Source organism: Flavobacterium sp. Root186 (genome assembly GCF_001428525.1).
Lineage (GTDB): Bacteria > Bacteroidota > Bacteroidia > Flavobacteriales > Flavobacteriaceae > Flavobacterium.
Genome location: NZ_LMHW01000016.1, coordinates 156,899 through 181,995 on the forward strand (window position 1 = coordinate 156,899; position 25,097 = coordinate 181,995).

General features: G+C 34.3%; 23 protein-coding genes and 1 tRNA gene. 11 read left to right on the forward strand and 13 right to left on the reverse strand.

Annotation, left to right across the window (positions count from 1 at the left end):
* Positions 1–98 precede the first annotated feature (98 nt).
* From accB to pdxA, 5 genes are all read right to left on the reverse strand, one after another.
* Entirely contained in the window at positions 99–587 is a 489-nt protein-coding gene (gene accB, locus ASD98_RS21370; RefSeq protein WP_056208577.1) for an acetyl-CoA carboxylase biotin carboxyl carrier protein, read from the reverse strand.
* 23 nt (positions 588–610) lie between these two features.
* The gene (locus tag ASD98_RS21375) at positions 611–1,609 is read right to left on the reverse strand and encodes a beta-ketoacyl-ACP synthase III (RefSeq protein WP_056208579.1); all 999 of its coding nucleotides are present in this window, start codon (positions 1,607–1,609) and stop codon (positions 611–613) included.
* A 172-nt stretch (positions 1,610–1,781) separates the two neighbouring features.
* Positions 1,782–1,976, reverse strand: a complete 195-nt coding sequence (gene rpmF, locus ASD98_RS21380; RefSeq protein WP_008465217.1) for a 50S ribosomal protein L32 — start codon at positions 1,974–1,976, stop codon at positions 1,782–1,784.
* 9 nt (positions 1,977–1,985) lie between these two features.
* A complete protein-coding gene (locus ASD98_RS21385) occupies positions 1,986–2,528 on the reverse strand; it encodes a DUF177 domain-containing protein (protein ID WP_056208581.1) in 543 nt (180 codons plus the stop codon).
* 105 nt (positions 2,529–2,633) lie between these two features.
* Positions 2,634–3,683 carry a 4-hydroxythreonine-4-phosphate dehydrogenase PdxA gene (gene pdxA / locus ASD98_RS21390; RefSeq protein WP_056208585.1) on the reverse strand — a complete coding sequence of 350 codons (1,050 nt, stop codon included), beginning with the start codon at positions 3,681–3,683 and terminating at the stop codon, positions 2,634–2,636.
* Between the two features lie 57 nt (positions 3,684–3,740).
* Here pdxA and ASD98_RS21395 point away from each other — a divergent pair, with 57 nt between their 5' ends.
* Positions 3,741–4,331, forward strand: a complete 591-nt coding sequence (locus ASD98_RS21395) for a riboflavin synthase (RefSeq protein WP_056208587.1) — start codon at positions 3,741–3,743, stop codon at positions 4,329–4,331.
* Positions 4,332–4,364: 33 nt separating this feature from the next.
* Here the strand turns inward: ASD98_RS21395 and ASD98_RS21400 are convergent, their stop codons facing one another.
* The gene (locus ASD98_RS21400) at positions 4,365–4,610 is read right to left on the reverse strand and encodes a hypothetical protein (RefSeq protein WP_056208589.1); all 246 of its coding nucleotides are present in this window, start codon (positions 4,608–4,610) and stop codon (positions 4,365–4,367) included.
* A gap of 559 nt (positions 4,611–5,169) precedes the next feature.
* On the opposite strand from ASD98_RS21400, the gene dcm reads away from it, so the two are divergent.
* On the forward strand, positions 5,170–6,159 hold the full coding sequence (gene dcm / locus ASD98_RS21405) for a DNA (cytosine-5-)-methyltransferase (protein WP_056208591.1): 990 nt from the start codon (positions 5,170–5,172) through the stop codon (positions 6,157–6,159).
* Positions 6,160–6,163: 4 nt separating this feature from the next.
* Here the strand turns inward: dcm and ASD98_RS21410 are convergent, their stop codons facing one another.
* The 5 genes from ASD98_RS21410 to ASD98_RS21430 form a co-directional block, all read right to left on the reverse strand.
* Entirely contained in the window at positions 6,164–6,604 is a 441-nt protein-coding gene (locus ASD98_RS21410) for a very short patch repair endonuclease (RefSeq protein ID WP_056208974.1), read from the reverse strand.
* Positions 6,605–6,747: 143 nt separating this feature from the next.
* Positions 6,748–6,821: transfer RNA gene (locus ASD98_RS21415), tRNA-Ile, on the reverse strand.
* Between the two features lie 146 nt (positions 6,822–6,967).
* Positions 6,968–7,372, reverse strand: a complete 405-nt coding sequence (mce, locus tag ASD98_RS21420; RefSeq protein ID WP_056208595.1) for a methylmalonyl-CoA epimerase — start codon at positions 7,370–7,372, stop codon at positions 6,968–6,970.
* A gap of 9 nt (positions 7,373–7,381) precedes the next feature.
* On the reverse strand, positions 7,382–9,739 hold the full coding sequence (locus ASD98_RS21425; protein ID WP_056208597.1) for a hypothetical protein: 2,358 nt from the start codon (positions 9,737–9,739) through the stop codon (positions 7,382–7,384).
* The gene (locus ASD98_RS21430; RefSeq protein WP_242412150.1) at positions 9,699–10,685 is read right to left on the reverse strand and encodes a hypothetical protein; all 987 of its coding nucleotides are present in this window, start codon (positions 10,683–10,685) and stop codon (positions 9,699–9,701) included. Before ASD98_RS21430 ends, ASD98_RS21425 begins: the two co-directional genes overlap by 41 nt.
* A 190-nt stretch (positions 10,686–10,875) precedes the next feature.
* On the opposite strand from ASD98_RS21430, the gene ASD98_RS21435 reads away from it, so the two are divergent.
* Positions 10,876–12,564, forward strand: a complete 1,689-nt coding sequence (locus tag ASD98_RS21435) for an Ig-like domain-containing protein (RefSeq protein WP_056208603.1) — start codon at positions 10,876–10,878, stop codon at positions 12,562–12,564.
* Here ASD98_RS21435 and ASD98_RS21440 read toward each other — a convergent pair.
* Positions 12,561–13,328 carry a nitrilase family protein gene (locus tag ASD98_RS21440; RefSeq protein WP_056208606.1) on the reverse strand — a complete coding sequence of 256 codons (768 nt, stop codon included), beginning with the start codon at positions 13,326–13,328 and terminating at the stop codon, positions 12,561–12,563. The genes ASD98_RS21435 and ASD98_RS21440 overlap by 4 nt on opposite strands.
* A 237-nt stretch (positions 13,329–13,565) precedes the next feature.
* On the opposite strand from ASD98_RS21440, the gene ASD98_RS21450 reads away from it, so the two are divergent.
* From ASD98_RS21450 to ASD98_RS21485, 8 genes are all read left to right on the forward strand, one after another.
* Positions 13,566–16,721, forward strand: a complete 3,156-nt coding sequence (locus ASD98_RS21450; RefSeq protein WP_056208611.1) for a SusC/RagA family TonB-linked outer membrane protein — start codon at positions 13,566–13,568, stop codon at positions 16,719–16,721.
* 34 nt (positions 16,722–16,755) lie between these two features.
* Positions 16,756–18,282, forward strand: a complete 1,527-nt coding sequence (locus tag ASD98_RS21455) for a SusD/RagB family nutrient-binding outer membrane lipoprotein (RefSeq protein WP_056208975.1) — start codon at positions 16,756–16,758, stop codon at positions 18,280–18,282.
* Between the two features lie 14 nt (positions 18,283–18,296).
* Positions 18,297–19,616 (forward strand): GntP family permease, encoded by a 1,320-nt coding sequence (locus ASD98_RS21460; RefSeq protein ID WP_056208614.1) that lies wholly within the window; start codon positions 18,297–18,299, stop codon positions 19,614–19,616.
* Between the two features lie 4 nt (positions 19,617–19,620).
* Entirely contained in the window at positions 19,621–20,088 is a 468-nt protein-coding gene (locus tag ASD98_RS21465) for a RidA family protein (RefSeq protein WP_053473321.1), read from the forward strand.
* Positions 20,089–20,373: 285 nt separating this feature from the next.
* Entirely contained in the window at positions 20,374–21,405 is a 1,032-nt protein-coding gene (locus ASD98_RS21470) for a sugar kinase (protein WP_056208618.1), read from the forward strand.
* A gap of 9 nt (positions 21,406–21,414) precedes the next feature.
* Positions 21,415–22,062 (forward strand): bifunctional 4-hydroxy-2-oxoglutarate aldolase/2-dehydro-3-deoxy-phosphogluconate aldolase, encoded by a 648-nt coding sequence (locus ASD98_RS21475; RefSeq protein ID WP_056208621.1) that lies wholly within the window; start codon positions 21,415–21,417, stop codon positions 22,060–22,062.
* Between the two features lie 3 nt (positions 22,063–22,065).
* The gene (locus ASD98_RS21480) at positions 22,066–23,181 is read left to right on the forward strand and encodes a D-TA family PLP-dependent enzyme (protein ID WP_056208623.1); all 1,116 of its coding nucleotides are present in this window, start codon (positions 22,066–22,068) and stop codon (positions 23,179–23,181) included.
* Positions 23,182–23,200: 19 nt separating this feature from the next.
* Complete coding sequence (locus ASD98_RS21485; protein ID WP_056208978.1) at positions 23,201–24,271, forward strand: dipeptidase; 1,071 nt, start codon at positions 23,201–23,203, stop codon at positions 24,269–24,271.
* On the opposite strand, the gene ASD98_RS21490 is transcribed toward ASD98_RS21485, so the two are convergent.
* Positions 24,268–25,044, reverse strand: a complete 777-nt coding sequence (locus ASD98_RS21490) for a DeoR/GlpR family DNA-binding transcription regulator (RefSeq protein ID WP_056208626.1) — start codon at positions 25,042–25,044, stop codon at positions 24,268–24,270. The genes ASD98_RS21485 and ASD98_RS21490 overlap by 4 nt on opposite strands.
* Between the last annotated feature and the right edge of the window lie 53 nt (positions 25,045–25,097).

Consider the following 25,097-nt stretch of genomic DNA (forward strand, 5'->3'; position numbering starts at 1 on the left):
TTAATTAGATAATTAGACAATTTGATAATTAGATAATTTTAGATGATTAACAAAATTTTGCATCATTCTAAAATCTAAAATCTAAAATCTAAATTTATTTATGATGGATCCACTAAGAATAAAGGTTGATCAAATTCAACTGGAGACATATCGTCAACAAGAATTTTTACAATTTTACCTGAAATTTCTGATTCGATTTCGTTGAATAATTTCATTGCTTCAATTACACAAAGAACATCACCTTTTGCAATAGTACTTCCCACTTCTGTGAAAACTGGCTTATCTGGAGATGGTTTTCTATAGAATGTTCCAATGATTGGAGATTTTATAGTAACATATTTAGAATCTGCAGCAGCAGGAGCTTGTGTTTCAGCAGCAGTATTTACAACTATTGGAGCTGTAACTTGCGGTGCAGCTTGCGGCAATGCAGCCTGAGCTGGTAATTGCTGTACATAAGTAGTCTCTGTAACGTTCCCTTCTAAAGTTGTTCTAATAGTGATTTTTACATCATCCATTTCTAACTTTACTTCCGCAACTCCCGAATTTGCTACAAATTTGATTAGGTTTTGAATTTCTTTTAAATCCATAATGATTCGTTTTTAGTTTTAATTTATTTTTTATCGTAAGCCCATTTTAAGTAAATAGATCCCCAAGTGAATCCACCACCAAATGCAGCAAAAATAACATTATCTCCTTTTTTAAGCTTATCTTCAAAGTCAGCTAATACTAATGGTAAAGTTCCAGAAGTAGTATTTCCATATCTTTCAATATTAACTAGTACTTTAGAATCTTCCAATTCTAATCTTCCGGCTGTAGCATCAATAATACGCTTATTAGCCTGATGTGGCACTAACCAATCAACATCCTGATTTGTTAAATTATTTCTTTGCAAAATCAATTCGCTTGCATCAGCCATATTAGTAACAGCATATTTGAAAACAGTTTTTCCGTCTTGCATAATATTGTGCTGTCTGTTTTTTACAGTCTCTTCTGTAGGCGGAATCAAAGAACCTCCTGCAGGTATTTTAAGAAAATCGCGTCCTACACCATCACTTCTTAAATATTCATCCTGTAAACCTAAACCTTCGTAATTTGGCTCAAACAATACTGCTCCTGCTCCATCACCAAAAATAATACAAGTTGCTCTGTCTGTATAATCTACAATTGATGACATTTTATCGGCACCAATTAATAATACTTTTTTATATCTTCCAGATTGTACATAAGCTGCAGCAGTAGACATTCCGTATAAGAAACTTGAACAAGCTGCCTGTAAATCGTATGCGAATGCATTTGTAGCTCCAATTTCTGTTGCAACATAAACTCCCGTAGAAGCTACCATCATATCTGGTGTTGCTGTTGCCATGATAACCATATCAATTTCTAAAGGATCAATATTGGCTTTTGCTATTAAATCCTTTGCTGCTTGTATGGCAAGGTACGACGTTCCTTTGTCAGCATCTTTAAGAATTCTTCTTTCTTTAATTCCTGTACGAGTGGTAATCCATTCGTCATTGGTATCTACCATTGTTTCCAATACTTTGTTAGAAAGTACAAAGTCTGGAACGTAGCCTCCAACAGCGGTAATTGCGGCTGTGATTGTATTCATTATATTCTATTATTTCCTTTCAAATATTATTATTTGAAAAATTTTTAAAAGACTTGAAAATTACAAAAAAAAACGAAGCGAATTTGCCTGTATTTTCTTAAAAAACGAAAATTATAACCAACAAAAAAAACTCTCACTATGTGAGAGTTCCAGTATAATTTACAAAAACGTATTAAGCAACCGCTTCAGATTTATCGATAACAACTTGCCCTCTGTAGTACATTTTACCTTCATGCCAGTAAGCTCTGTGGTATAAATGTGCCTCACCTGTAATAGGACATGTAGCGATTTGAGCTACAGTAGCTTTATAATGTGTTCTTCTCTTATCTCTTCTTGTTTTCGAGGTTTTTCTCTTAGGATGTGCCATTTTACTATATTATTTATCCGTTAATAGTTTCTTTAATTTTTCCCAACGCGGGTCAATATCTTCTTCTTTATTACTCTCTTCCTTCTGTTCTTTTACACTTAATTCATTCAATTTTGTCAAAGCTTCGGTTTGTAATGTTCCGTCTTTAACGCCAGGATGAATTCTTTTTTGAGGCACCGAAAGTGCAATCATTTCATAAATGTATTGTGACACATCTAATTCATGTTCTCCATGTGGCAAAATCAACAATTCTTCATTATCATTATTGAATTCATCTCCAAAACGAACAATTAACTTCATTTTCCCTTTAATAGGCAAGTCAAAATCTTCGCCGGTTAAATCACAAGGCACATTTACTGTTCCTTTGTGTTTGAATTCTAACTCTAACATGGTGCTCTTCTTATCGAAAACCAAGTTCACTTTGATATCTGAACTTTGAAACTCTTCATAGTCAAAGTCCTTAAAGAACGTGTTATTTATTTGATACTCAAAATGGTGTTTTCCCAGTTTTAACCCTATAAAAGGAATTAAAAATTCTTTTGATTTGCTCATTTCAACATCAATTTGTTTAATTCAAATACAAAACTACATATCTGAATTGGGGTGCAAAGATATAAAATTATTATAAATCTAATAATCTTATTCACCTTTTTTTGTTTATAACTGTTTTTCTTTTATTTTAAGAGGTTTTTCGCTAATCTCCTCATACTGATTACGCGAGCGAAAAATATCAAGCGCAAGGTAAACGGCCTCTTTAAACGAATTAAAATCTGCCATATCTTTTCCAGCAATATCGTATGCTGTGCCGTGATCTGGCGAAGTTCTGACCTTATTTAATCCGGCAGTATAATTAACTCCTTTTCCAAATGAAAGCGTTTTAAACGGAATCAATCCCTGATCGTGATACGTTGCTACGATAGCATCATATTTCTCATATTGACCGCTTCCAAAAAATCCATCAGCAGAAAACGGCCCAAAAACCATGGTACCGCTGTCAAATATTTTCTTCAAAACGGGCTTTAAGATCAAATCTTCTTCTTTTCCAATAACACCGCCGTCGCCGCTATGAGGATTTAACCCTAAAACTGCAATTTTTGGTTTTACTATACTAAAATCCTGAATAAGAGATTTTCTGATTGTTTCGATTTTTCTGGTAATTAATTCTTCTGTTAAATGAGATGAAACTTCATTTAACGGCACGTGGTCTGTTAACAAACCAACTCTTAAACTATCCTGTACCATCATCATCAGTGCATTTCCTTCTAATTCCTGATCCAGATAATCTGTATGTCCAGGAAATTTAAAATCTTCTGACTGAATATTATATTTATTAATTGGCGCTGTAACCAAAACATCAATAAAACCTTCTTTTAAAGCCTTAGTTGCTGCTACAAAAGATTTTATTGCATACTCACCAATTTTTTCGTCATTACTACCTAAATTAATATCTACACCTTCTCTCCAAAGATTCAAAACATTTACTTTTCCCGGAATTACCTGATCTAATTTATCAACACCATGAAACTGCACGGTTGAAGTAAAACTTTTTTTAACGAAAGAAAGGATTTTAGCATTTGCAAAAATAACAGGTGTACACAATTCTAACATTCGGGAATCTTCGAATGTTTTTAGTATAACTTCGCTTCCAATACCGTTTAAATCTCCAACTGAAATTCCAACAATTATATTTTCTGCTTTTTTATTCATGAGCTCAGCTTATTTATTACTAATTTTGATGTGCAAATTTAGTAAAATAAAACTACAATGTTTACAGGAATTATTGAAACCCTTGGAAGAATCCACGAAATACAAAAAGACAAAAACAATCTTCATGTTACTGTTGAGTCATCGATCACTAACGAATTAAAAATTGACCAAAGCGTTTCTCATAATGGAATATGTCTTACGGTTGTTGCTATAAAGGATTCATTTTATACCGTTACTGCTATTGAAGAAACGATTTTAAAAACCAATATTGGTGACTGGAAAGCCAATGATATCGTAAATCTGGAAAGAGGAATGAAACTTGGCGACCGCCTTGACGGACATATTGTTCAGGGTCACGTAGACCAAACGGGAACATGTACAAAAATTGAAGAAGCAAACGGAAGCTGGAATTATACTTTTGAATACGATCAAAACCTAAACAATATTACAATTGAAAAAGGATCGATTACTGTAAACGGAGTCAGTTTAACTGTTGTAAACTCTAAAACAAACGAATTTAGCGTTTCGATAATTCCTTATACTTTTGAAAACACCAATTTTAAAGATTTCAAAGTGGGCACTAAAATAAATTTAGAATTTGATGTCGTTGGAAAATACATTTCAAGACTTTATTCTATAAATAAATAATCCGAAAAGTTATCGCATAAAAAAAGCTTCAATTTAAATTGAAGCTTTTTTTATTTTGTTTCGGTATATAATTGTCATTCCTAAAATAAACCCTCCTGCCAGCAAATAGGGTATATGATCATTAATTGGCAGTCCCGGAGGCGGTATTTCATCATCTTCTTCTGCTGTCATTGATGCAGATTTAGCCGTTGGAGATGGCGGCGGCGGCGTGCTGGCTAAACTAACCGACACACTCGATACAATTAAAAAAAGTGCTAATAAAATCCTTATTATCTTCATAGGTTAAACGTGCTGAAATTCAATAAATAATACTAGGGGCAAATATTTTTATAGAGATACATCACAAAAATGTTATCTACACGGAAATTCTTTGGCAAAAGTATACGATTTTTACAAAAAAACAACTTTAAAATCAATTAAGTGATGTAAAAATAATATACGTAATAGAAAGAGATTCAGATCTAAAAATAACAAAATTCAGATAAAAAACATTAAAACTTCTATTTATTTTCTTTATTGTTATCACTCACATGACACATATTAAACTCTGAATTCCAGATATTTATTGCACAGAAATCAAATATTAAATTCAAACTGAGTTTCAAATCAGGCTTTTAAATTTCTCAAAAACCACAGTACGATATTTTTTTTAGAAAAATCAGGCTAAATTTCAATAAGTCAGAAAGAACTGTAATTTAAAACGCTGAAAAAACATCAAATTCTTCCTTTTTCAAATCTGAAGAACAATCAAATATTTCTGAATTAATATATTTGCATTCAATAAATCCATAACAAAAGATCTTAAGACTTTTTTTTGAGTCAAAAACAGCTATAATAAATGAAAAATAAATATACAGTTGGTAGTTTGTATGCAGGCGTAGGCGGTATATGTTTAGGTTTTGAAAAAGCTGGTTTTAATTTGAAATGGGCCAATGAATTTGACAAAAAAGCCTGTGTAACCTATAGAAACAATTTCAAACATAATCTTATAGAAGGTGATGTGATGGATCTTGATGTGAGAACTCTCGAACAAGTAGATATTTTAACAGCCGGTTTTCCATGCCAGCCTTTTTCACTGGCTGGTCACCGAAAAGGTTTTGACGACCGAAGAGGAAATCATTTTTTTAAAATTCTGGATTTCATTGACGAAATTAGACCCAAAGTGGTTTTTCTTGAAAACGTTAAAAATCTAAGGGGTCACGATAAAGGGAACACATTAAAAGTTATAAAGAGTGAAATAAAAAAACGCAACTATACTTTTGACAGTTCTATTTTAAATACTAAAGATTTTGGAAACACTCCGCATAACAGAGAAAGACTTTTCATGATCGCTTTCGACAAAGAGTTCCTAAATAATAAAAGTTTCAAGTTTAAATTCCCCGAAAAGGAACAATTAACGAAGTCTATTGAAGATTTAATTATTACAGAAAAAGTTTCTGATAAATTTTATTATGGTGAGGAGAAGTACATGTACAATAAATTGAAGGAAGCTGTTGTAAACAAGAATCACATCTATCAATTTAGAAGACAATACGTTAGAGAAAACAAATCGGGCTTATGCCCTACTCTAACGGCCAATATGGGAACGGGCGGACATAACGTTCCGATCATTACAACCGATTTTGGTTTTAGAAAACTGACTCCAAGAGAATGTTTTAGACTTCAGGGTTTTCCTGATGATTATAAACTGCCTGCAATTTCAAATTCAAGTTTATATAAGCAAGCTGGAAATTCGGTTAGCATGCCGGTTATTCAAAGATTGGCTGCTGAAATTTTTAAGGTTATCGAAAAAGTCGAAGCAAAAGAAAAGAAGAAAGAAAAAGTATAAAATTTCAACTCTTTTTTTCTTCTGTTTTTATTTTTGAAGATTCAATTTCTTCCTGGATTTTTGCTATACAAGTATTCAATTCTTTTTGAACTTCTTTACTCCAAAACCGAATTACTTTCCATTTTTTTGAAATCAAAAAAGCGTTGACTTCAATATCACGTTTCCTATTGCGTTCGATTTTCGGAATCCAATATTCCCGATTTGATTTAATTCGCAATTGCTGCGTTTCCCAATCTTTGCCGTGAAAAAATTCACTATCTATAAAAATGGCGATTTTATACTTGGCAAAAGTCAAATCCGGTTTACCGAATATTTTTTTATTATTCTTCCGATAGCGATAACCCAATTCCCACAAAGCTTTTGCAAGCCTGACTTCCTGCGTAGTTGCTGTGCTTTTTATGGCCTGCATATTTTTTCTCCTTTGTTCGGGAGTTAAATTATCCATCGTTTTGTGAAGATTAAAATTGTCTTTGAAACATAAAGTTACTTTATTTTTCTTTTGAACACTATTTGATCTTATTAAAACTGAGACATCTAAAAACAAAAAAACCTCTACATTTCTGTAAAGGCTTTTTATTTCTAAATGAGTGGTCCCACCTGGGCTCGAACCAGGGACCACCTGATTATGAGTCAGGTGCTCTAACCAGCTGAGCTATAGGACCGGTTTAGAGGATGCAATATTACTACTATTTTTCGTTCACTCCAAATATTTTAAGACATGATTTGCATTTAATTTCAATTCAAAGTCCCAGTATTCAAAACAAGATTGATTTTCAAGACCTTATTTAAAAACAAAAAGTGATATTTTTTATTTAATTTCCTGACAAAGCTCCACCAAAACGCCATTTGTATTCTTTGGATGCAGGAAAACTACCAATTTATTGTCGGCGCCTTTCTTCGGAACTTCATTTATCAGCACAAAACCTTCACTTTTTAAACGAGAAATTTCGGCATGAATATCATCGACATCAAAAGCGATGTGATGAATTCCCTCTCCTTTCTTTTCTAAAAACTTTGCAATTGGGCTTTCCGGATTTGTCGCCACTAAAAGTTCAATCTTGTTATTTCCTGTTTGAAAAAACGAAGTCAAAACGCCTTCGCTTTCTACCGCTTCCATTTTATAAGAGGGAACGCCAAGCATTTTTTCGAACAATATATTGGCATCATCCATATTTTTTACCGCGATTCCGATGTGTTCTATTTTATTAACCATGACTTTCTATTATTGATTAATGTAAGTATTAAAATAACCGCATTCAGCAATAACGTCTTTATAGTATTGCGTGTCTGAATAATCTTTTTTCAAAGTTTTAAAACCGTTCCAGGCAATAAAATTAATTTTATCGTCTTCAATACTCCACCAATTTGTAACATTATTGTATTTATTATTGTAATATTCGTTTCGCTCACATTTCGAAATCAAATAAACACATTTTGCTTTTTGTTCTTTTGTAGTTGCAGCCAGCAGTGCTTTTTGGTAATACGTTTTAGAAACATCACAATTCGTAATCATTTTTTTCATGGAATCTCTAAACGAATACGGACTTGAACCGTAACCGACAATGCTAATTTCATAAAAAGTTCTTCCGTTTCCAAAATGCGAAATATTGTAAAACGCATTCCCCAGCAATAAATTATTTGTGTAAACATCTTCTTTTTGAGCCAGTTTATCCTGCATTTCTTTTACCGTATTCAGAAAATCAATAAAAGTATATTTTCTTTTTTGATACGCCGCATGATCGCAATCGTGGCAGTCTTTGATACTTCCGTTAAACGGATTTCCTAAAAATTTATAATATTGAACAGAATCTGTTTCCTGCATAAAAGCAATAGCTTCGGGAATTTTATTTTTAAAAGTCGCCTGAACTGCCTGAAAATTGCTGATATCCTTTAATTTCAAACTATAAATTCCCGCTCCAATTTTTTCGATTTCGGTTTTATTTTGCTTTGCCAAAAATGTTTTTATATCCAGCAGGTTTTTTTCATTGTCATAAAATGCATTTCCGTCATTCCAATAACTATAGCGCGATTCACCAAAAATCTCCGCCATTACCGGATCTGATTTTCCTTTATAAAGCGCAGAAAGATAACTTCTGCTCCAAGAAGAAGCATTTTGATAACGAAACTCCCCTCCTTTATATGTTTTTGGAAGCTCATAATACAGCCAGTTTAAATCGGCCAGAATTGTTTTCTCGTTTTTATCCGTCAGCTTATCAATTTTATTCAAATTATTTACAAAGCGTAACAAACGAAGCTGCATTCCCGCCAATTCTGTTTTCGGAAGTGTTTTTACCGCTTTATCAAAACTTTTATCAGCATTTGCATAATCACCTTTTAAAGTCTGCAGATAGCCTAAAGACAAATCCCATAAATAAGGTCTTGCCGTATTATCTGCTGCTGAAATTTTTGCAATTAAATCAAAAGCACTTTTATCTATTTTAGACTGGTTTTCGGTTTTATTTTCGGCAACCGTTTGGTTTTTTACCGGCTGATTTTCTTCTGCCTTTTGCTGAAATGAATTATTAAGCGTCTGTTCCTGTTTGTTTACCAATCGTGTTGCCAGATAATTTAAGTGTTCACTTTTTGGATCTAATTCATAAATTTTTTCAATCGCCTGTTTTTCATCTTTATAAAATCCGTGAATGGCCCAAAGCGCCGCTTTCTCTTTATTATTTTTTGTCATTGCCAGCGATTTTGTCCAGTCAGCTTCATTTTTTGGATGAAAACTATAAGCTGTTACAATTCTCAATTCCGGGCATTTGTCAAAAACCTGAGCGTATAAATAATTAGAAACTGCATATTTTTTCTGCTGGTAATTAATTCCGGCAACATACGAAAGTGCGCGATAATACAATACATTTTTAGGCACCGAACTCTCGGTTTTATTAAAAAAATCAATTGCTTTTTGTTTACTGTTACTGTAAAAACGAGCTTTCATTGTTAGAAACCAATATCTGTTTTTCAAAAATGGATCTGCAGTTGTATTGTAAACATTTTCGATCGACTGAATCATTTGCAAATCATTAAAAGTTTTGGCCACAACAGGATCGTAACTCCAATAATCTTCGCCAATAGAAACCGTTTCTATTTTTTGTGCCAAATACAAAAACTCTACAAAACTTTTCACTTTTGCTTCTTTCAGCGGCATTTTTTTACCCCATTTTGTAGATGACGCATTTTGCTTTTTGTTTTTATAATACACATGAAGATCTGTAATTTCTTCTTTGTTTTTAATGGTATTTTTTTCATCCGAATAATATCTCGGCTTATCATCTCCAATTAAAAAATAATTTATAGTCGTAGTATCAACAACACCTTTTAGATAAGTTCCCCAATCTGATTTTATGTTTTCGTTGAAACGTGAATTGTGTTTGGTATCAAAACCAACTCCGTAAAAAATATCTCCGGCCAAAAACAATGGAGAATACGATTTATCGGCAAAAGTTTCGGGTGTGAAATTAGAATTGTATCCGAAAAAATCCCAATCATCACCGCCGCCGCAGGCATAAATAATTCCGTAAACCGAAAGTATCGTGACACTAGAAACAAGAAACAACTTGCTCAAAAATATTCTTTTCATAACTTTTTAAATTGAATTCGTCTAAATCGTAAAATATAATTTCTTTTGGGGCTTTCGGCGAGTTTTCGCTTAAATCTTCGGCCATTTCTTTTAAATCTTCGGCAGAAATTGATTCTATTTTAAGAAGATCATTTTCTTCATAATAAACACCATTTTTATAATTTGATTGTCTGGCTTTAAAAAAAATGGAATTGATCTGAACGAAGTTTTTATCCTTTTTGAGTTCGCTTAAATTCAGTTTCGAACGAAGACCAACTACTTTTTGATTCCTGATATGAACTGCCCATGAATATATTGGCAATGCATAATCCAGATGAAGCGGATATTTCTTTAAACTCTTCAAATAATTGGTGGCAATTTTTTGGCTGTAAATAGAATTCAAAGAATCCGGCTCAATAGTTCCCATATTGTAAAACATTAAAACCCCATGATCTACATTTGGGATTTTCGTTTTCCTGAAATATTTAACCTGATGAAGCCTGATTGTAGCCGAGAGTTTTTTCTGCGAAAGCTTCTTAACCTTCTCAATAAATTTAAGATAATGGTCTTTACTGTTTAATGTCCAATCGCAGTCGATTTGAATTTCTGAATATTTGATTCCGTTTTTGGTATTGATTTCGTCAATTAAATGAATGGTCTTTTTAGCCAGACCTTCAATATCAAGATTGGTTTTCAGCATTACTTTATTCTGAATAAAAACCACTGGAACAATTTCAAAATTCTGGGTATTTTCCTGAAAATGAACTGGACTTATCGGAATTGGAGATTGCGTTTCAGGATGAAGTCCGATGTCAAAATAACGAACATAGAGTTTATGAACGTCATTATCTTTTAAAACTTCTTTTTCAGTTTGAGAAAACTTTAAGTTAGTTTTCCAATAATAAAAAGCAATTACAGGTTTGTCATTTTTACTGCAGGCAGAAAACAAAACAACTATTAAAACCAAAAAAAATCTTTTTATCAAAACCGGATGAAATTATATTTGAACTCAAAAGTAAGAAATTATAACCTATCGTTTCTTTGAAGCTTAGAAAAAAGAAGAAAATCTAAAAGCTGTAAATCCTAATAAATGGCCAAAAAATTTCAATTAAAGCAAATATAATTGTTATTTTGTGCAATCAAATTTAAAAACCGCTATGTTTAAAAGCAAACTCAAATACATTTCATTTTTATTGGTATTATTAATGATGAGCTGCGCCAAAAGAGGCAGTATAACTGGCGGATTAAAAGATACTTTGGCTCCTGTTTTGGTTTCGAGTGTTCCTAAAAATTTCAGCACTGATTTTAAAGGAGATGAAATCACATTGGTTTTTGATGAATATGTTAAGCTGAAAAACCTCAACAAACAGCTTATTATTTCGCCTCCAATGAAAAATGAGCCGTTGATTTACCCAACTGGTGTTAGTAAATTTTTAAACATAAAAATTAAAGACACTTTACAGCCCAACACAACCTATAGTTTTAATTTTGGACAAAGTATAGCCGATAATAATGAAGGAAATGCCATAAACCAATTTAAATATGTTTTTTCAACTGGACCTTATATCGATTCGCTGAAACTTAGCGGACGTATTAAGGATGCGTATGAAAAAAAGGTAGATAATTTTGTTTCTGTAATGTTATATGAGGCAAATGATAAATACAAAGATTCTGTTATTTACAAAGATTTTCCGCGTTATGTTACCAATACTTTAGATAGTTTAAGAACTTTTCAATTTGAAAACTTAAAGGCCGGAAAGTATCTTTTGGTGGCTTTAAAAGATAAATCAAGCAATAATAAATACAACCCTAAAGATGATAAAATTGGGTTTGTCAAACATTTTATTACGGTGCCAAATGACACTGTTTTTGATTTGGAATTATTTAAGGAAACACTTCCGTTAAAAGCGGTAAAACCAATTCAGGCATCAGGAAACAGACTGCTTCTGCCTTATGAAGGAAAACAAAATTTCAAAATCAACAAACCAACAATTGTACTGAAAAACAATGAGCAAATTCTTGAAACCATTGTAACGCAGTTTCCTAAAAAAGATTCGCTTCAGGTTTGGTATAAACCTTTAAAAGCCGATTCTTTATCTTTAGAAGTTAGTCGTGATACGTATAAAAAGAGATTTACTTTTAAAGTAAAAGACCAGAAAAAGGATACGATGAGTATTAGAGCTGTTCAAAACGGCATAATTAATTTTAGAGAAAGATTTACTTTAGAAACCGAAACACCTTTGGTTAAATTTGATAAAACAAAAATTAAATTAGTTAACAAAGACTCGACAGCCGTTGATTTTACTACAGAATACGACGAATTTAACCAGAAGCTGTATGTCGATTTCAAAAAAGAACCTTTAGAAAAATACAATTTTACGTTTTTCCCGGGCGCGCTGACTGATTTCTATGAAAAAACAAACGACACGCTATCTTATAAACTGACTACAAAAGAAGTTGCCGATTATGGAAATCTAGTTTTAAATTTGAAAAATGTAAAACGTTTCCCAATTATTGTTGAAATAACAAACAAAAAAGGTGACGAAGTTTTGGCCAGCGAATATTCTGAAGGAAGTACTAAAATTGAATTTAACTTACTAGTGCCGACGCAATTCACGGTTAGAATTATTTACGACGATAATAAAAACAAAATGTACGATGCCGGAAGTTTTCTCGACAAACGATACGCCGAAGAAGTTTTCTATTATCAGCAGGAAGTCGATGTCCGCAGCAATTGGGATGTCGATCAAAGCGTAGATTTAAGTATTCCGTTTAGTCCTGAAATAGAGAAAAAAGAAGACGAAAAAAAGAAGAAAAAAGAGGAAAAGCAGCGAAAAGCTTTCTAGATTTTAACTTTAAAAACATCTTTATCACTTAAAAAGTCAAGTTTTTTTCGAGTTTCCAGCATTTCATTTTTATCTAAACCAACCACAAAAACACCTTCTGTTTCTTGTGGTTCTAAAATGTAATTGCCTAAAAAGTCAACAACCTGCGAGTGTCCTGTATGTTCGTAGTTATTGGCATCAAGACCAATTCGGTTTACACCCACTACATAACTTAGGTTTTCAATTGCACGCGCTTTAAGCAAAGCGTCCCAGGCGTTGGTACGTACTTTTGGCCAATTGGCCACATATAAGAGTAAATCGTAATTTTCGACATTGTGCACAAAAACCGGAAAACGTAAATCATAGCAAACCTGCAGGCAAATTTTCCAGCACAGATAATCAACAATTACTTTTTGAGTTCCGGCGGTGTAGAATTTGTCTTCACCGGCTAATGAAAATAAATGTCGTTTGTCATAATATTGAATTTCTCCCGACGGAAAAACAAAAAACATTCTATTATAATAATTGCCATTTTCGGTAATAACCAAACTTCCTGTCACGGCACTATTTTTTTCTTTCGCAACAGCTTTCATCCACAAAATTGTTTCCCCTTCCATCGTTTCGGCAACTGCCGATGGATTCATCGTAAATCCTGTCGAAAACATCTCAGGCAAAACGATCAAATTGACCTCTTGATCAAGCTGTTTTATTTTCGATTCAAAGTTTTTTCTGTTTGCAGAAGTCTCTTCCCAAACCAGTTCTGATTGAATAAGTGCGATTTTCATTTTTCAAAAATACGAATTTTCAGCCAAAATTTATTTTTTTATAAAGAAGCGCTTTTTGCAAAATTTTCTCAAAACACCTTTAAAAATCAAATGTTTTTAAGATTTAAAAAATACTTGAATAAATTTTATTGCAAAAAAAATGCAGTTATTGCAAAAAAAATGCAAATGTTTGAAATTAATCTATATATTTGATTTGCCAATAAAAAACCAAAAGAAAAACATGAAAACCAAACTATTATGAAAACAAAGCTTATTTCATTAGTGTTTATTGGAGGAATCATCTTCTCCACAAACGCCAAAGAGATTGCAATAAAAAAGCATCTTTTTGAACAACAAAGCAATCAAGTTGAAATTTCGGGCCAGATATTAGGTCAGGATGATGGAATGCCAATTGCCGGAGCTACAATTTATGCCGAAAGCAATAATAAAATAGCAACGATATCTGACGAAAACGGAAAATTCAAATTAAAGGTTCCGGAAAATGAAGTCCATATTATTGTAAGTTACATGGGATATGAAACTTTATCGTTTGCCTTAATCAAAACTTCAGATTTAACTATCAGATTAAAACCTGCCGAAAATGTGCTGGAACAAGTTTTAGTTACCGCTTTGGGAGTTAAAAAAAGCAGTAAATCTGTTGCCTACGCCGTTACTGAATTAAAAGGAACTGAATTTACAAAAGCAAAAGAAACCAATATTGCAAATGCATTAGTTGGGAAAATTGCGGGTGTAAACGTAAGCAGTACCGCAACCGGCGCAAATGGTTCAAGCCGTGTGATCATTAGAGGAAATGGTTCCTTAAACGGAAACAACCAGCCCATGTATGTGGTTAACGATTTACCAATTGACAATACACAGCTTAATTTACCGGGAATTGGAAATGGCGCCGGTTCGACAAGAATAAATGTGGATCGTGGCGACGGAACTTCTGTTATAAATGCCGATGATATTAAAACCATTACGGTTTTAAAAGGTGGAACAGCAGCGGCACTTTATGGTGCGAATGCTGCAAACGGTGTAATTTTGATTCAAACGAAAAGAGGTTCTGCCCAAAAAGGAATTGGAGTTGAATATAATTCTTCTTTTACATTTGAAACACCTTCGATTATACCAGACTGGCAATACGAATACGGTTCTGGAGCAAACGGGAAAAAACCAACCACGCAGGCAGAAGCTGTCGCAGACGGACGCTGGTCGTGGGGTGCTAAAATTGACGGAAGCAACGTAATTCAATTTGATGGTGTTGCAAGACCTTATGTTGCGCAAAAAAATAACATTAAAAATTTCTACGAAACAGGAACTACATTCATCAACTCTCTTGCTTTATCCGGAGGAAATGAAAAAGCTACAGGCCGTCTTTCGTTCTCAAATATGGACAACCAAAGTGTAGTTCCAAATTCTGATTTTAACCGAAAAAGCATCAACATTGCGAGTAATGTGAACTTAACGAATTGGTTAAAATTTGATGTCGTAGCACAATATAATTTAGAAAAATCAAACAACAGAGTAACGGTTTCTGATGCGGAGGCAAATCCAAACTGGGGGACTTACATGATTGGCAACACAGTTGATATTAGAAATCTTGCCCCAGGTTATGATGAAAACGGAGTTGAAGAAGCATGGAATCCTGTTGCTGTAGCAACAAACCCTTATTTTGTTGTCAATAAAATTAAAAACAAAGACACCAAAAATCGTTTCATCGGGATGTTGAACGTAAAAGTAAATTTCACTCCTGAATTATTCCTTCAAGGTAGAGTTGGACAAGATTATACGGATTATGATTTCTTCGGATACATTCCAAAAACAACTTTAAACAATCCGGTTGGATATGCGCAAGGTTCAAAAATGAAATTATCCAATATAAATTCAGAAGCAATTCTTAATTATACCAAGAAAAACATCTACAATGATTTCTCTTTAAATGCTTTAGTTGGGGTAAACTCTCGTACGACTTTGAGAGATGAAACCAGAGTTGAAGGTTCAAATTTCGTATTAGACAATTTTTATGCTTTAAGCAATTTATCAACTTTGGCTTATAGTTATCCTTACGGAAAAACGAAAACCAACTCGGTTTACGGTGCTGCCGATTTTGATTATAAAAATATTGTGTTTTTAAATGTAACAGGTCGTCAGGATTGGTTTTCTACTCTTTCAAAAGAAAACAATACGGTATTTTATCCTTCTGTTGGAACGAGTATAATTGTTTCGGATATTATAAAACTACCGGAATTTGTTTCGTTTGCTAAACTAAGAAGTTCATGGGCACAAGTGGGAGGCGCAACGCCAGATCCTTATGCATTGAACCAATCCTATTCAATGATTCAGGGCGGACATAACGGTCAGCAAGTACAAGGTCCAACCAGTTCAAGAGTTCCAAATGCAACTTTAAGCCCGTTAACTTCAACAACATTTGAGATTGGAACAGATTTAGGGTTTTTTAATAATCGTTTAAATCTTGATTTTGCGTGGTACAACCGCGCCACTACAAATGATATTGTTGAAACTACAATTTCAACAGCTTCTGGAGCAAATACTGCTTTATTGAATTTAGGAAAAATGAGAAACCGAGGGGTTGAGTTTTTATTAAGCGGTAAAATTATCAATTCTGATAACTTTTCTTGGGATGCAAGTTTCAACGGATCTTACAACGAAAACAAAGTGGAAGCACTTACAGATCAGCTAAACTCGATTACAATGGCAACTTCCGTAAACGGATACGTAACCATTACAAGTGATGTTGGACGTCCATACAGTATCATAAAAGGTTACAAACCTCGTAAAGATGCTAACGGAAATACAGTTTATAATGTAAGCGGCGGATCTGCAACTATTGCGCAGGGACCTCTTGAAGAATTAGGTCAGGGTGTTCATCCGTGGGCTGCCGGACTTAGCAATGAATTCAAATACAAAAATATTTCATTGAGCTTTTTGATCGATGGTAAGTTTGGCGGAAGCTTATATTCTGGAACAAACTTATACGGAACTCGTATGGGATTGACAAAATTGACGCTTGAAGGTCGTGAAAACGGTTTACCAATTAAAGGTGTTGACGTTAACGGAAACCCGGTTGACATGGTAATTGCTCCTGAAAACCTAAGAACGTACTATGATGGTTTAAGAAACATTTCTTCTGAATTTGTTTATGACGCAAGTTTCATCAAATTAAGACAAGTAATTCTGGGTTACGATTTACCAATTGAGAAAATAAAAGGATTATCAAAACTTCAGGGCGCTTCGGTTTCATTTGTGGCAAGAAACTTATTCATTCTTTACAAGAAAACACCAAACGTAGATCCTGAATCTGTATTTAGTGCCGGAAATGCTCAGGGTGTTGAACAATTTGGAGTACCAAAAACAAGAAGTTTCGGTTTAAACTTAAATGTCAAATTTTAAGCTTGCTTTATTTCTAATAATTAAATTAAAAGACATGAAAAAGATAACCCTTTTATATATCGCAGGCTTACTTTTAGGAAGTATGACAGCTTGTACCGATGATTTTGAAGAAATCAATACGAACCCCAATTCCGTTGAAAAACCAAATCCGAATTTTGTTTTCAGTAAAGCGCAGCTTGACGGTTTAAACAACAATTATTTTGCAACTAATATTTTAGAATGCGGCGGAATGCTGCAGCATTATGCTACTTACAAAGAAGCTTCGGGAGCTGGTGACAAATATTTGAGTAATGAAGTTTATTATTCTGCTTATTTTAATCAGGCCTATCCAACTGCTTTAAATGAAACCGAAATTGTAATAAATGAGGTGAAAAATAATCCTAACGACAGTAATAAATTGAATATTGCGCGAATCTGGAAAGCTTATTTATACCACAGACTTACCGATTTATACGGAGATATTCCATATTCTGAAGCTGCAAAAGCCAACAGTACACAAATCTTTCTTCCTAAATATGACTCTCAGGAATTTATTTATAAAGATTTATTGAAGGAGTTAGACGAAGCGGCAGCCGCGTTAGATCCTGCAAAACCAAGTTTCGGCAAATCTGATTTTATTTATGACGGAGATGTTACTAAATGGAAAAAGTTCTCTTATTCGTTAATGCTTCGTTTAGGATTACGATTAACAAAAGTTGATGCTGCATTGGCACAAACATGGGTAACAAAAGCGATTGCAGGCGGTGTAATTTTGAACACAGCCGACAATGCGATCATGAAATATACAGACGGGCCAAATGATTTTAATAGAAATCCTGTTGGTTTCGATTCGAGAAAACAAGATTTTACAGCAGGTTCTTACGGTACAAAAAATGTGGAAGGCGGAAAATTAGCTAAAACATTTATCGATTTATTACAATCAACTGCCGATCCTAGAATAAGTGTTTATGCGGGAGTTTGGCAGGGAACGACTCAAAATACAGCACTTGCTGTTCAAAAAGGTTTCCCGAACGGAACTAAAATTGCTCCAACACCAACAGAGCAAGCTACTTATTCTGAGCCAAACCAAAGTACTGTTTTTAAATACGATGCGCCGCTTGTATTGATCAGCAACGCCGAAACTAATTTATATTTAGCCGAAGCCGCTGCAAGAGGCTGGTATGCTGCATCTGATAAAGATTTATATGAAAAAGGTGTACAGGCTTCTTTCCTAAACATGGGGATCTACGGAATTGCGTATACTATTCCAGATGCAACGCCATATTTAACCGCAAATCCATACAATGCAGCAGGATCTTTTGAGGCTAAAATGAATCAAATTCATACTCAGGTTTATATTGCCTTATTTGTAGACGAGCAGGAAGTTTATGCCAATTGGAGAAGAACAGGTTATCCGGTTTTAGTTCCGGTAAACTTTCCGGGTAACGTTACAAACGGCACAATACCAAGACGTTTCAAATATCCAACCAGCGAATATTCAGTGAATTCAACTAACTTAGCAGAAGCGGTTAAACGTCAGGGGCAAGACGCTTTTACAACAAAAATCTGGTGGGATAAATAAAATACAAAAGATAAATGAGCATTTTAATTCTTACGACATGCATTGCGTTTTTAATCATACAAATAGCTTGGCTTAAAATCAATCCGTTTATTGCCTTTATCATAACAGCTTTATTAGCAGGTCTATTTTTAGGCCTGCCAATAAGCACTTTGTCGCAAACCGTTCAAAAAGGTTTGGGCGAAATGTTAGGATCTATTACGCTGATTATTGTTTTTGGAACCTGTATTGGTAAACTTACCGTTTCATCAGGAGCCGCCAATGTTATTGCCAAAACAGTTATGGGATGGACGGGCAGAAAATACGTTCGACTCGGCTTAATGATTACCGGATTTATTGTTGGGATACCTCTATTTTATAGTGTTGGATTTGTTTTGTTAGTACCTCTAATCTTTTCAGTAGCCCATCAATTTAAACTGTCAAAAGTATATCTGGGAATTCCAATGCTGGCGTCGCTTTCAGTAGCACACGGTTTTTTGCCCCCACATCCGTCTCCAATGGCTTTGAGCAGTATTCTAAATGCTGATATTGGACTTGTTTTAGTCTACGGAATTATAATTGCAATTCCGACTATTTTTATTGCCGGACTATTATTTTCTAATCTGCTTAAAAACATCAAAACCGAATCTGATCATGAAATCTTAAATGTCGAAGAAGTAGTAAACCAAGGCAAACTTCCGAGTTTCTCGCTTAGTTTATTCTCGGCTTTATTTCCTGTTTTTGGTTTGACCATAACTTCGATATTACCTTTAATTTCAACCAATGAAACGTTGATTGAAATTTGCAAAACAGTAGGAGAACCAAGTATGATTATGCTTATTTCTTTATTGCTCTGCACCTACACTTTAGGAATTAGAATGAACCGAAGTATCACCTCAGTAATGGATGATTATGCCGCTGCTATAAAAGATGTCGCATTGATTGTTTTAATCGTAGGCGGTGCCGGAGGTTTGAAAGAAGTTATGATTGTAAGCGGTGTAAACGAAACTATTGTTACAGCGTTAACACAAATAAACATTCATCCGTATTTATTGGCCTGGATGATGGCAGCGATTATTCGCGTTTGTGTAGGTTCTGCAACCGCTGCAGGATTAATGACTGCGAGTGTTTTATTACCTTTATTACAAACTACTGGCCTCGACCCCAATCTATTAGTTTTATCTGTTGGAGCGGGAAGCTTAATGTGCTCGCATGTAAACGATCCCAGTTTTTGGATGTTCAAAGAATATTTTAATATCAGCCTGAAAGACACGTTCAAATCTTGGACTGTTATGGAATCTTTAGTATCTGTTTTAGGAATTGTTTTCGTTTTTATTTTAAACTCTATAATACATTAATATCATGAATTTATTGCCTCAGGAAAAATTTGAAACTCTTGGCCTATCTTTACCGCCAGCACCTCAACCTCTTGGTATATATAAACCTTATTTAGTCGACGGAAAATACTTGTATCTTTCCGGTCACGGCCCTGTTCGCGATGATAAATCCTTAATCATTGGTCGAATTGGCGATGACATGGATATCGAAGAAGGAAAACTGGCCGCAAGACAAGTCGGCTTAACGATGCTTTCGACAATTGTAACCAATTTTGGGAGCCTGAATAAAGTAAAAAGAGTTATAAAAGTTTTAGGAATGGTGAATTGCAACGGCGATTTTCTAAGACATCCATATGTAATAAACGGCTGCAGCGAATTGTTTGCTGAAGTTTGGGGACAGGAAAATGGAATTGGTGTAAGAAGTGCCGTAGGGATGGGTTCTTTGCCAGACAATATTCCTGTTGAAGTTGAAGCTGTTTTCGAATTATTTTAAATCAAAAAGGCCACAGACGATAAAGATTAAAGAGCAATCTGAATTGGTTAAGAAAATACTTTAGTCGTAAGTCTGTGGTTATATAAAAAAGATAAAAGCCACAGATTATATAGATTAAAAGGATTATTTTTTGGATGATGCTTAATTTTTTTCGTCACGAATTACACGAATTTGCATTAATTTTTATATGCTTGAAGTAAAAAAATTAATTCGTGAAAATTCGTGTAATTCGTGGCTAAAAAAATCCTTTTAATCTATATAATCTGTGGCTAAAAAAAAATAAACATGAATATAAATATCCCACAAACAAGAATAGCAACATTTGGAGAATTATTACTTCGGATGAATGTTACCAATGGAAACCGATTTACACAAGCAGATGAAATAAAGATTCATGTGGGCGGTGCCGAAGCCAATGTTTGTGTTTTACTTTCGCAACTCGGAATCCAAACTGATTATATTACCCGATTGCCCAAAAATGATTTGGCACAACTGGCTTTAAATGAACTTCAGAAATACAAAGTAAATACTTCAAAATGTGTTTATGGCGGAGAACGTTTGGGCTTATATTTTGTCGAATCCGGAAATCAAATCAGACAATCTCAGGTTATTTATGACCGAAGCAATTCGTCTTTCGCAACAATTCAAAAAGATCAAATTAATTGGGATGAAGTTTTAGAAAATGTGACGCATTTTCATTGGTCAGGAATAAGTCCGGGAGTTTCGCATGAAGCTGGTTTGGCTTGTAAAGAAGCTATCCTGAAAGCGCATAAAAAAGGCTTGCCAATTTCTTCTGATTTTAATTACAGATCAAAATTATGGCAGTACGGAAAACATCCATCTGAAATTATGCCCGATTTATTACAATACAGTACCATAACCGTTGCCGACTTAGATGCGATTGAAATTTATTTCGGAATCAAAACCGATAGCAAAGAATCTGATGAAAATCGTTTTCAAAAAACATTCGAATTATTAAAATTAAAAATGCCTTTTCTAAAAACACTCGCCATGAGTTTTAGAAAATCAGATGGTCCGGCGCATTTATACAAAGGTTTATTGATGCATGAAGGTAATTTTTACCAAACGCCAGAACATAAAATACATGTTGTAACAGACCAAATTGGTTCTGGAGATGCTTTCAACGCCGGATTATTATACGGATTATCCAACAAATTATCCGGGCAGGAATGTATCCATTGGGCAACAGCCTGCGGCGTAATCAAACAAAGTATTCACGGAGATTTCGCGATAAGCAATCTCAACGAAATAAGTCATTTTATTAAAAACGGCTCAAGTAATAGAATTAATAGATAAATAAAGAATATGTACAGCATTTTAAAAACGCAAGGTGTACTTCCGTTAGTAACCCAAATCAACATTGAAACAGCCCAAATCGTATTGCAATCAGCGGCTGATGCTGGCATAAAAATTATCGAGTTTGCTGCTCGTGCAGATGATGCAAAAGAAGTTTTTAGTCAAATGACGGCCTTTAAAAAAGCAAACAATTTAGATGTTAAAATAGCGGTTGGCTCTATTTTGACTCTTGAGGATGCCGAAACCTATCATAAATTAGGAGCCGATTGTATCGTTTGTCCGCATACCGATCCGGAAATTGGAGCTTACTGTCTTAAAAATAATATTTACTGGATTCCCGGGGCTGCTACTTTAAACGAAATACTACACGCCAATAAATTAGGTGCCGAAGTTGTAAAACTCTTTCCGGCTGATAAAATTGGCGGTCCCGGATATGTAAAAGCCATAAGAGCGCCTTTCCCAGGTTTAAAAATAATGCCAACCGGAGGTGTAACGCTCGAAGAAAGCAATTTAAAATCGTGGTTTAAATCTGGAGTTGTATGCGTTGGAATTGGTTCTAATTTGTTTTCAAAAGAAATGCTTTTGAATTTAAATTATGAGCAGGCATTGCAGGCATTTCAAAATTTAATTGAAGTTGTAGAAAAAACAAGAAACTAAATTATGCAGGAAAATTGGTGGAAAATAAAGTCTGATATCAATATTGATACGCCATTTTTAGCCGTTTACGAAGATCGTATCCGGTTTAATCTGGAACGCCTTATTGGTTCCGTAAATGGCGATACGCAAAAATTAAGGCCTCATATAAAAACACATAAAATTGGCGAAATTCTGGAGTTGTTTAAAATTTACAACATCAAAAAAATAAAATGCGCCACAATTGCCGAAGCTGAACTTGCCGCAATACACGAAATTCCAGACGTTCTTCTTGCCTATCAGCCTGTTGGAATTAAAAAAGAAAGATGGATTTCGTTAATTCAAAAATATCCAAACGTCAATTTTTCGACAATTACAGACAATCTTGAATCGGCGAAAGCCTTAAATGAAATTGCTAAAGAAAACAGTTTAAAACTTCATATTTATCTGGATTTAAATACCGGAATGAACAGAACCGGATTTTCCATTTCAGAAGATTGGACTGCTTTAGCAGATAAAATTGTTAAATTAAAAAACCTTCATTTTGAAGGCATTCATATTTACGACGGTCATTTAAAAGGAACTGTTGAAGAACGAATCAATACCGCTTCAAACTCATTTTCTGATATAAAAGAAAAAACAGAAGCGATGGAACAAAAACTAGGTTATCCTTTAAAAATTGTTGCCGGAGGTTCTAACACTTTTCCATTTTATGCCACACAGGAAAATGTAGAATGCAGTCCGGGAACCTTTGTTTTTTGGGATTCCAATTATCAGATTCATTTGCCCGAACAAAAATTCAAACCTGCTTTGGTTATCGTTGGAACCATAATTTCAAAACCAACAAATTCAACACTTTGTATTGATATTGGCTACAAAGCTGTTGCTTCAGAAAACCCAATTGATAAGCGATTAGTGATTTTAAATGATGAAAATCTAATCCCGACATCGCATTCTGAAGAACATTTGATTTTAGAGAACCAAGGAAAAAACGAGTATAAAATTGGCGATACCGTTTATGCGCTTCCTTATCATGTCTGTCCTACTTGCGCACTTTATGATTCTGTTCAGGTTATAAATAAAGGACATCAAATTTGCGATCAATGGAAGGTTGCCGCCCGAAGCAGAGAAATTAGTATATAAAAATTTAAGTCGAAATACTATGTTTATAATAGACGCCCATTTAGACCTGAGCATGAATGCGATGGAATGGAATCGTGATTTGAGGAATGATGTTCCTACTTTGCGTCATTTAGAAAAAGGAATGACCGATAAACCAGATCGTGAACGTGCCACAGTATCGTTTCCTGATTTGCGACGCGGAAATATCGGAATTGTTGTGGCAACGCAAATTGCAAGATTTGTAAAACCCGGCAGTATTATTCCGGGTTGGAATTCTCCTGAGCAGGCATGGGCACAAACACAAGGACAATTGACTTGGTACAAAACCATGGAAGAAGCCGGAGAAATAACCCAGATTACAGATAAAAAATCGCTCCAGAAACAAATTGATTTATGGAACGACGGAACTCCAAACGATAAAAAACCGATCGGGTATATTTTGAGTTTAGAAGGCGCTGATTCTATAATTGATATTTCTTATTTAGAAAAAGCATATAATTACGGATTACGAGCGATTGGTCCCGCACATTATGGTCCCGGACGTTACGCAAACGGAACAGATGCAACCGGAAAAATGAATCAAAACGGTCTTGATTTATTAAAAGAAATGGAACGTTTGAATATTATTTTAGATGCAACCCATTTGTGCGATGATGCTTTTTGGCAGGCTTTAGACCATTATAACGGACCGGTTTGGGCAAGTCATAACAATTGCCGAAGTTTAGTTGACCATAATCGTCAGTATAGCGATGAAATGATTAAAGCTTTAATTTCGAGAGAAGCGGTTATTGGAGGTGCTCTAGATGCGTGGATGTTAGTTCCGAATTGGCAAAGAGGTGTTTCGATGCCTTTAGAAATGAATTGCAATTTAGAAACCGTTTTCAAACACATGGATCACATTTGCCAATTGGCCGGAAATGCGAATCACATTGGTGTAGGTTCAGATTTGGATGGCGCTTTTGGCACAGAGCAATCTCCGTATGATTTAAATACCATTGCCGATTTACAAAAATTGGTTTTGATTTTTAAAAACAATGGATATTCTGATGAAGATTTAGATAAAATCTTTCACCAGAACTGGATCAACTTTTTAATGAAGAATTGGGATTAAATAAAAACTAAACTAGGAACTGCCTTCTTATACGATTGTAACTTTTCGTCGCTTGGATCAACTTCCGTAACAACATAATCTACCTCAGATAAGTTGGCAATTTTCATTTTTAGAACCGTATCCAGTTTTTCAGAAATCGTAAGAATCGCTGTTTTTTCTGAAGCCTGAATCATTGCTTTTTTTACCTGAACCGTTTCCCAGTCAGAATCTGAAAAACCGCCTTCGATATCTAAAGCATTGGTTCCTAATATTAATAAATCGACTTTAATATTAGCCAATTGATTATAAACATCGCCGCTCACACACATTTGGCTGTATGAAGAAATGCTGCCGCCAATCATGATAATTTTAACGTTGGGTTTATCCAAAAGTTCAACCGCAGATAAAACGGTAACCGTAAAAATAGTCAGACTTAAATCATTAGGAATTAAGCGAATGAATTCTCTAATTGTAGTACCGCCTCCAATTAGTAAAACCATTCCGTCATGAAGTAAACCTAAAGTTTTTTGCGCAATAATCTGTTTAGATTCGCCTGCATAAGTTTGATTTGATGAAGAATGATGGTACGCTTTTGTCATCGCACCGCCTTTTACTTTAATCAATAAAGATTCTGACTCAAGTTCATTTATATCACGTCTTACAGTATCTTCTGAAACAAATAATTTAGTCGAAAGGGTTTCAAAACTTACACGAGTATGCAAGTTAATCTCTTTTAAAATAAGATTTTTACGTTCTTCTTTAGTGTAATTAACCACTTCATTATCATTATTCATGCAAATTCGTTTTTTGTAAGGACAAATGTAAACAATAAATGCAATATTCTTGC

Bases quoted from the DNA above. Each gene is read 5' to 3' on its own strand.
- ASD98_RS21395 (WP_056208587.1), top strand. From the start codon at position 3,741: ATGTTTACAGGAATTATTGAAACCCTTGGAAGAATCCACGAAATACAA.
- pdxA (WP_056208585.1), bottom strand. From the start codon at position 3,683: ATGAATAAAAAAGCAGAAAATATAATTGTTGGAATTTCAGTTGGAGAT.
- ASD98_RS21455 (WP_056208975.1), top strand. From the start codon at position 16,756: ATGAAAAAGATAACCCTTTTATATATCGCAGGCTTACTTTTAGGAAGT.
- ASD98_RS21410 (WP_056208974.1), bottom strand. From the start codon at position 6,604: ATGGATAATTTAACTCCCGAACAAAGGAGAAAAAATATGCAGGCCATA.
- mce (WP_056208595.1), bottom strand. From the start codon at position 7,372: ATGGTTAATAAAATAGAACACATCGGAATCGCGGTAAAAAATATGGAT.
- ASD98_RS21400 (WP_056208589.1), bottom strand. From the start codon at position 4,610: ATGAAGATAATAAGGATTTTATTAGCACTTTTTTTAATTGTATCGAGT.
- ASD98_RS21490 (WP_056208626.1), bottom strand. From the start codon at position 25,044: ATGAATAATGATAATGAAGTGGTTAATTACACTAAAGAAGAACGTAAA.
- ASD98_RS21385 (WP_056208581.1), bottom strand. From the start codon at position 2,528: ATGAGCAAATCAAAAGAATTTTTAATTCCTTTTATAGGGTTAAAACTG.
- dcm (WP_056208591.1), top strand. From the start codon at position 5,170: ATGAAAAATAAATATACAGTTGGTAGTTTGTATGCAGGCGTAGGCGGT.
- ASD98_RS21485 (WP_056208978.1), top strand. From the start codon at position 23,201: ATGTTTATAATAGACGCCCATTTAGACCTGAGCATGAATGCGATGGAA.
- ASD98_RS21475 (WP_056208621.1), top strand. From the start codon at position 21,415: ATGTACAGCATTTTAAAAACGCAAGGTGTACTTCCGTTAGTAACCCAA.
- ASD98_RS21450 (WP_056208611.1), top strand. From the start codon at position 13,566: ATGAAAACAAAGCTTATTTCATTAGTGTTTATTGGAGGAATCATCTTC.
- ASD98_RS21440 (WP_056208606.1), bottom strand. From the start codon at position 13,328: ATGAAAATCGCACTTATTCAATCAGAACTGGTTTGGGAAGAGACTTCT.
- ASD98_RS21375 (WP_056208579.1), bottom strand. From the start codon at position 1,609: ATGAATACAATCACAGCCGCAATTACCGCTGTTGGAGGCTACGTTCCA.
- accB (WP_056208577.1), bottom strand. From the start codon at position 587: ATGGATTTAAAAGAAATTCAAAACCTAATCAAATTTGTAGCAAATTCG.
- rpmF (WP_008465217.1), bottom strand. From the start codon at position 1,976: ATGGCACATCCTAAGAGAAAAACCTCGAAAACAAGAAGAGATAAGAGA.
- ASD98_RS21425 (WP_056208597.1), bottom strand. From the start codon at position 9,739: ATGAAAAGAATATTTTTGAGCAAGTTGTTTCTTGTTTCTAGTGTCACG.
- ASD98_RS21480 (WP_056208623.1), top strand. From the start codon at position 22,066: ATGCAGGAAAATTGGTGGAAAATAAAGTCTGATATCAATATTGATACG.
- ASD98_RS21460 (WP_056208614.1), top strand. From the start codon at position 18,297: ATGAGCATTTTAATTCTTACGACATGCATTGCGTTTTTAATCATACAA.
- ASD98_RS21470 (WP_056208618.1), top strand. From the start codon at position 20,374: ATGAATATAAATATCCCACAAACAAGAATAGCAACATTTGGAGAATTA.
- ASD98_RS21435 (WP_056208603.1), top strand. From the start codon at position 10,876: ATGTTTAAAAGCAAACTCAAATACATTTCATTTTTATTGGTATTATTA.
- ASD98_RS21465 (WP_053473321.1), top strand. From the start codon at position 19,621: ATGAATTTATTGCCTCAGGAAAAATTTGAAACTCTTGGCCTATCTTTA.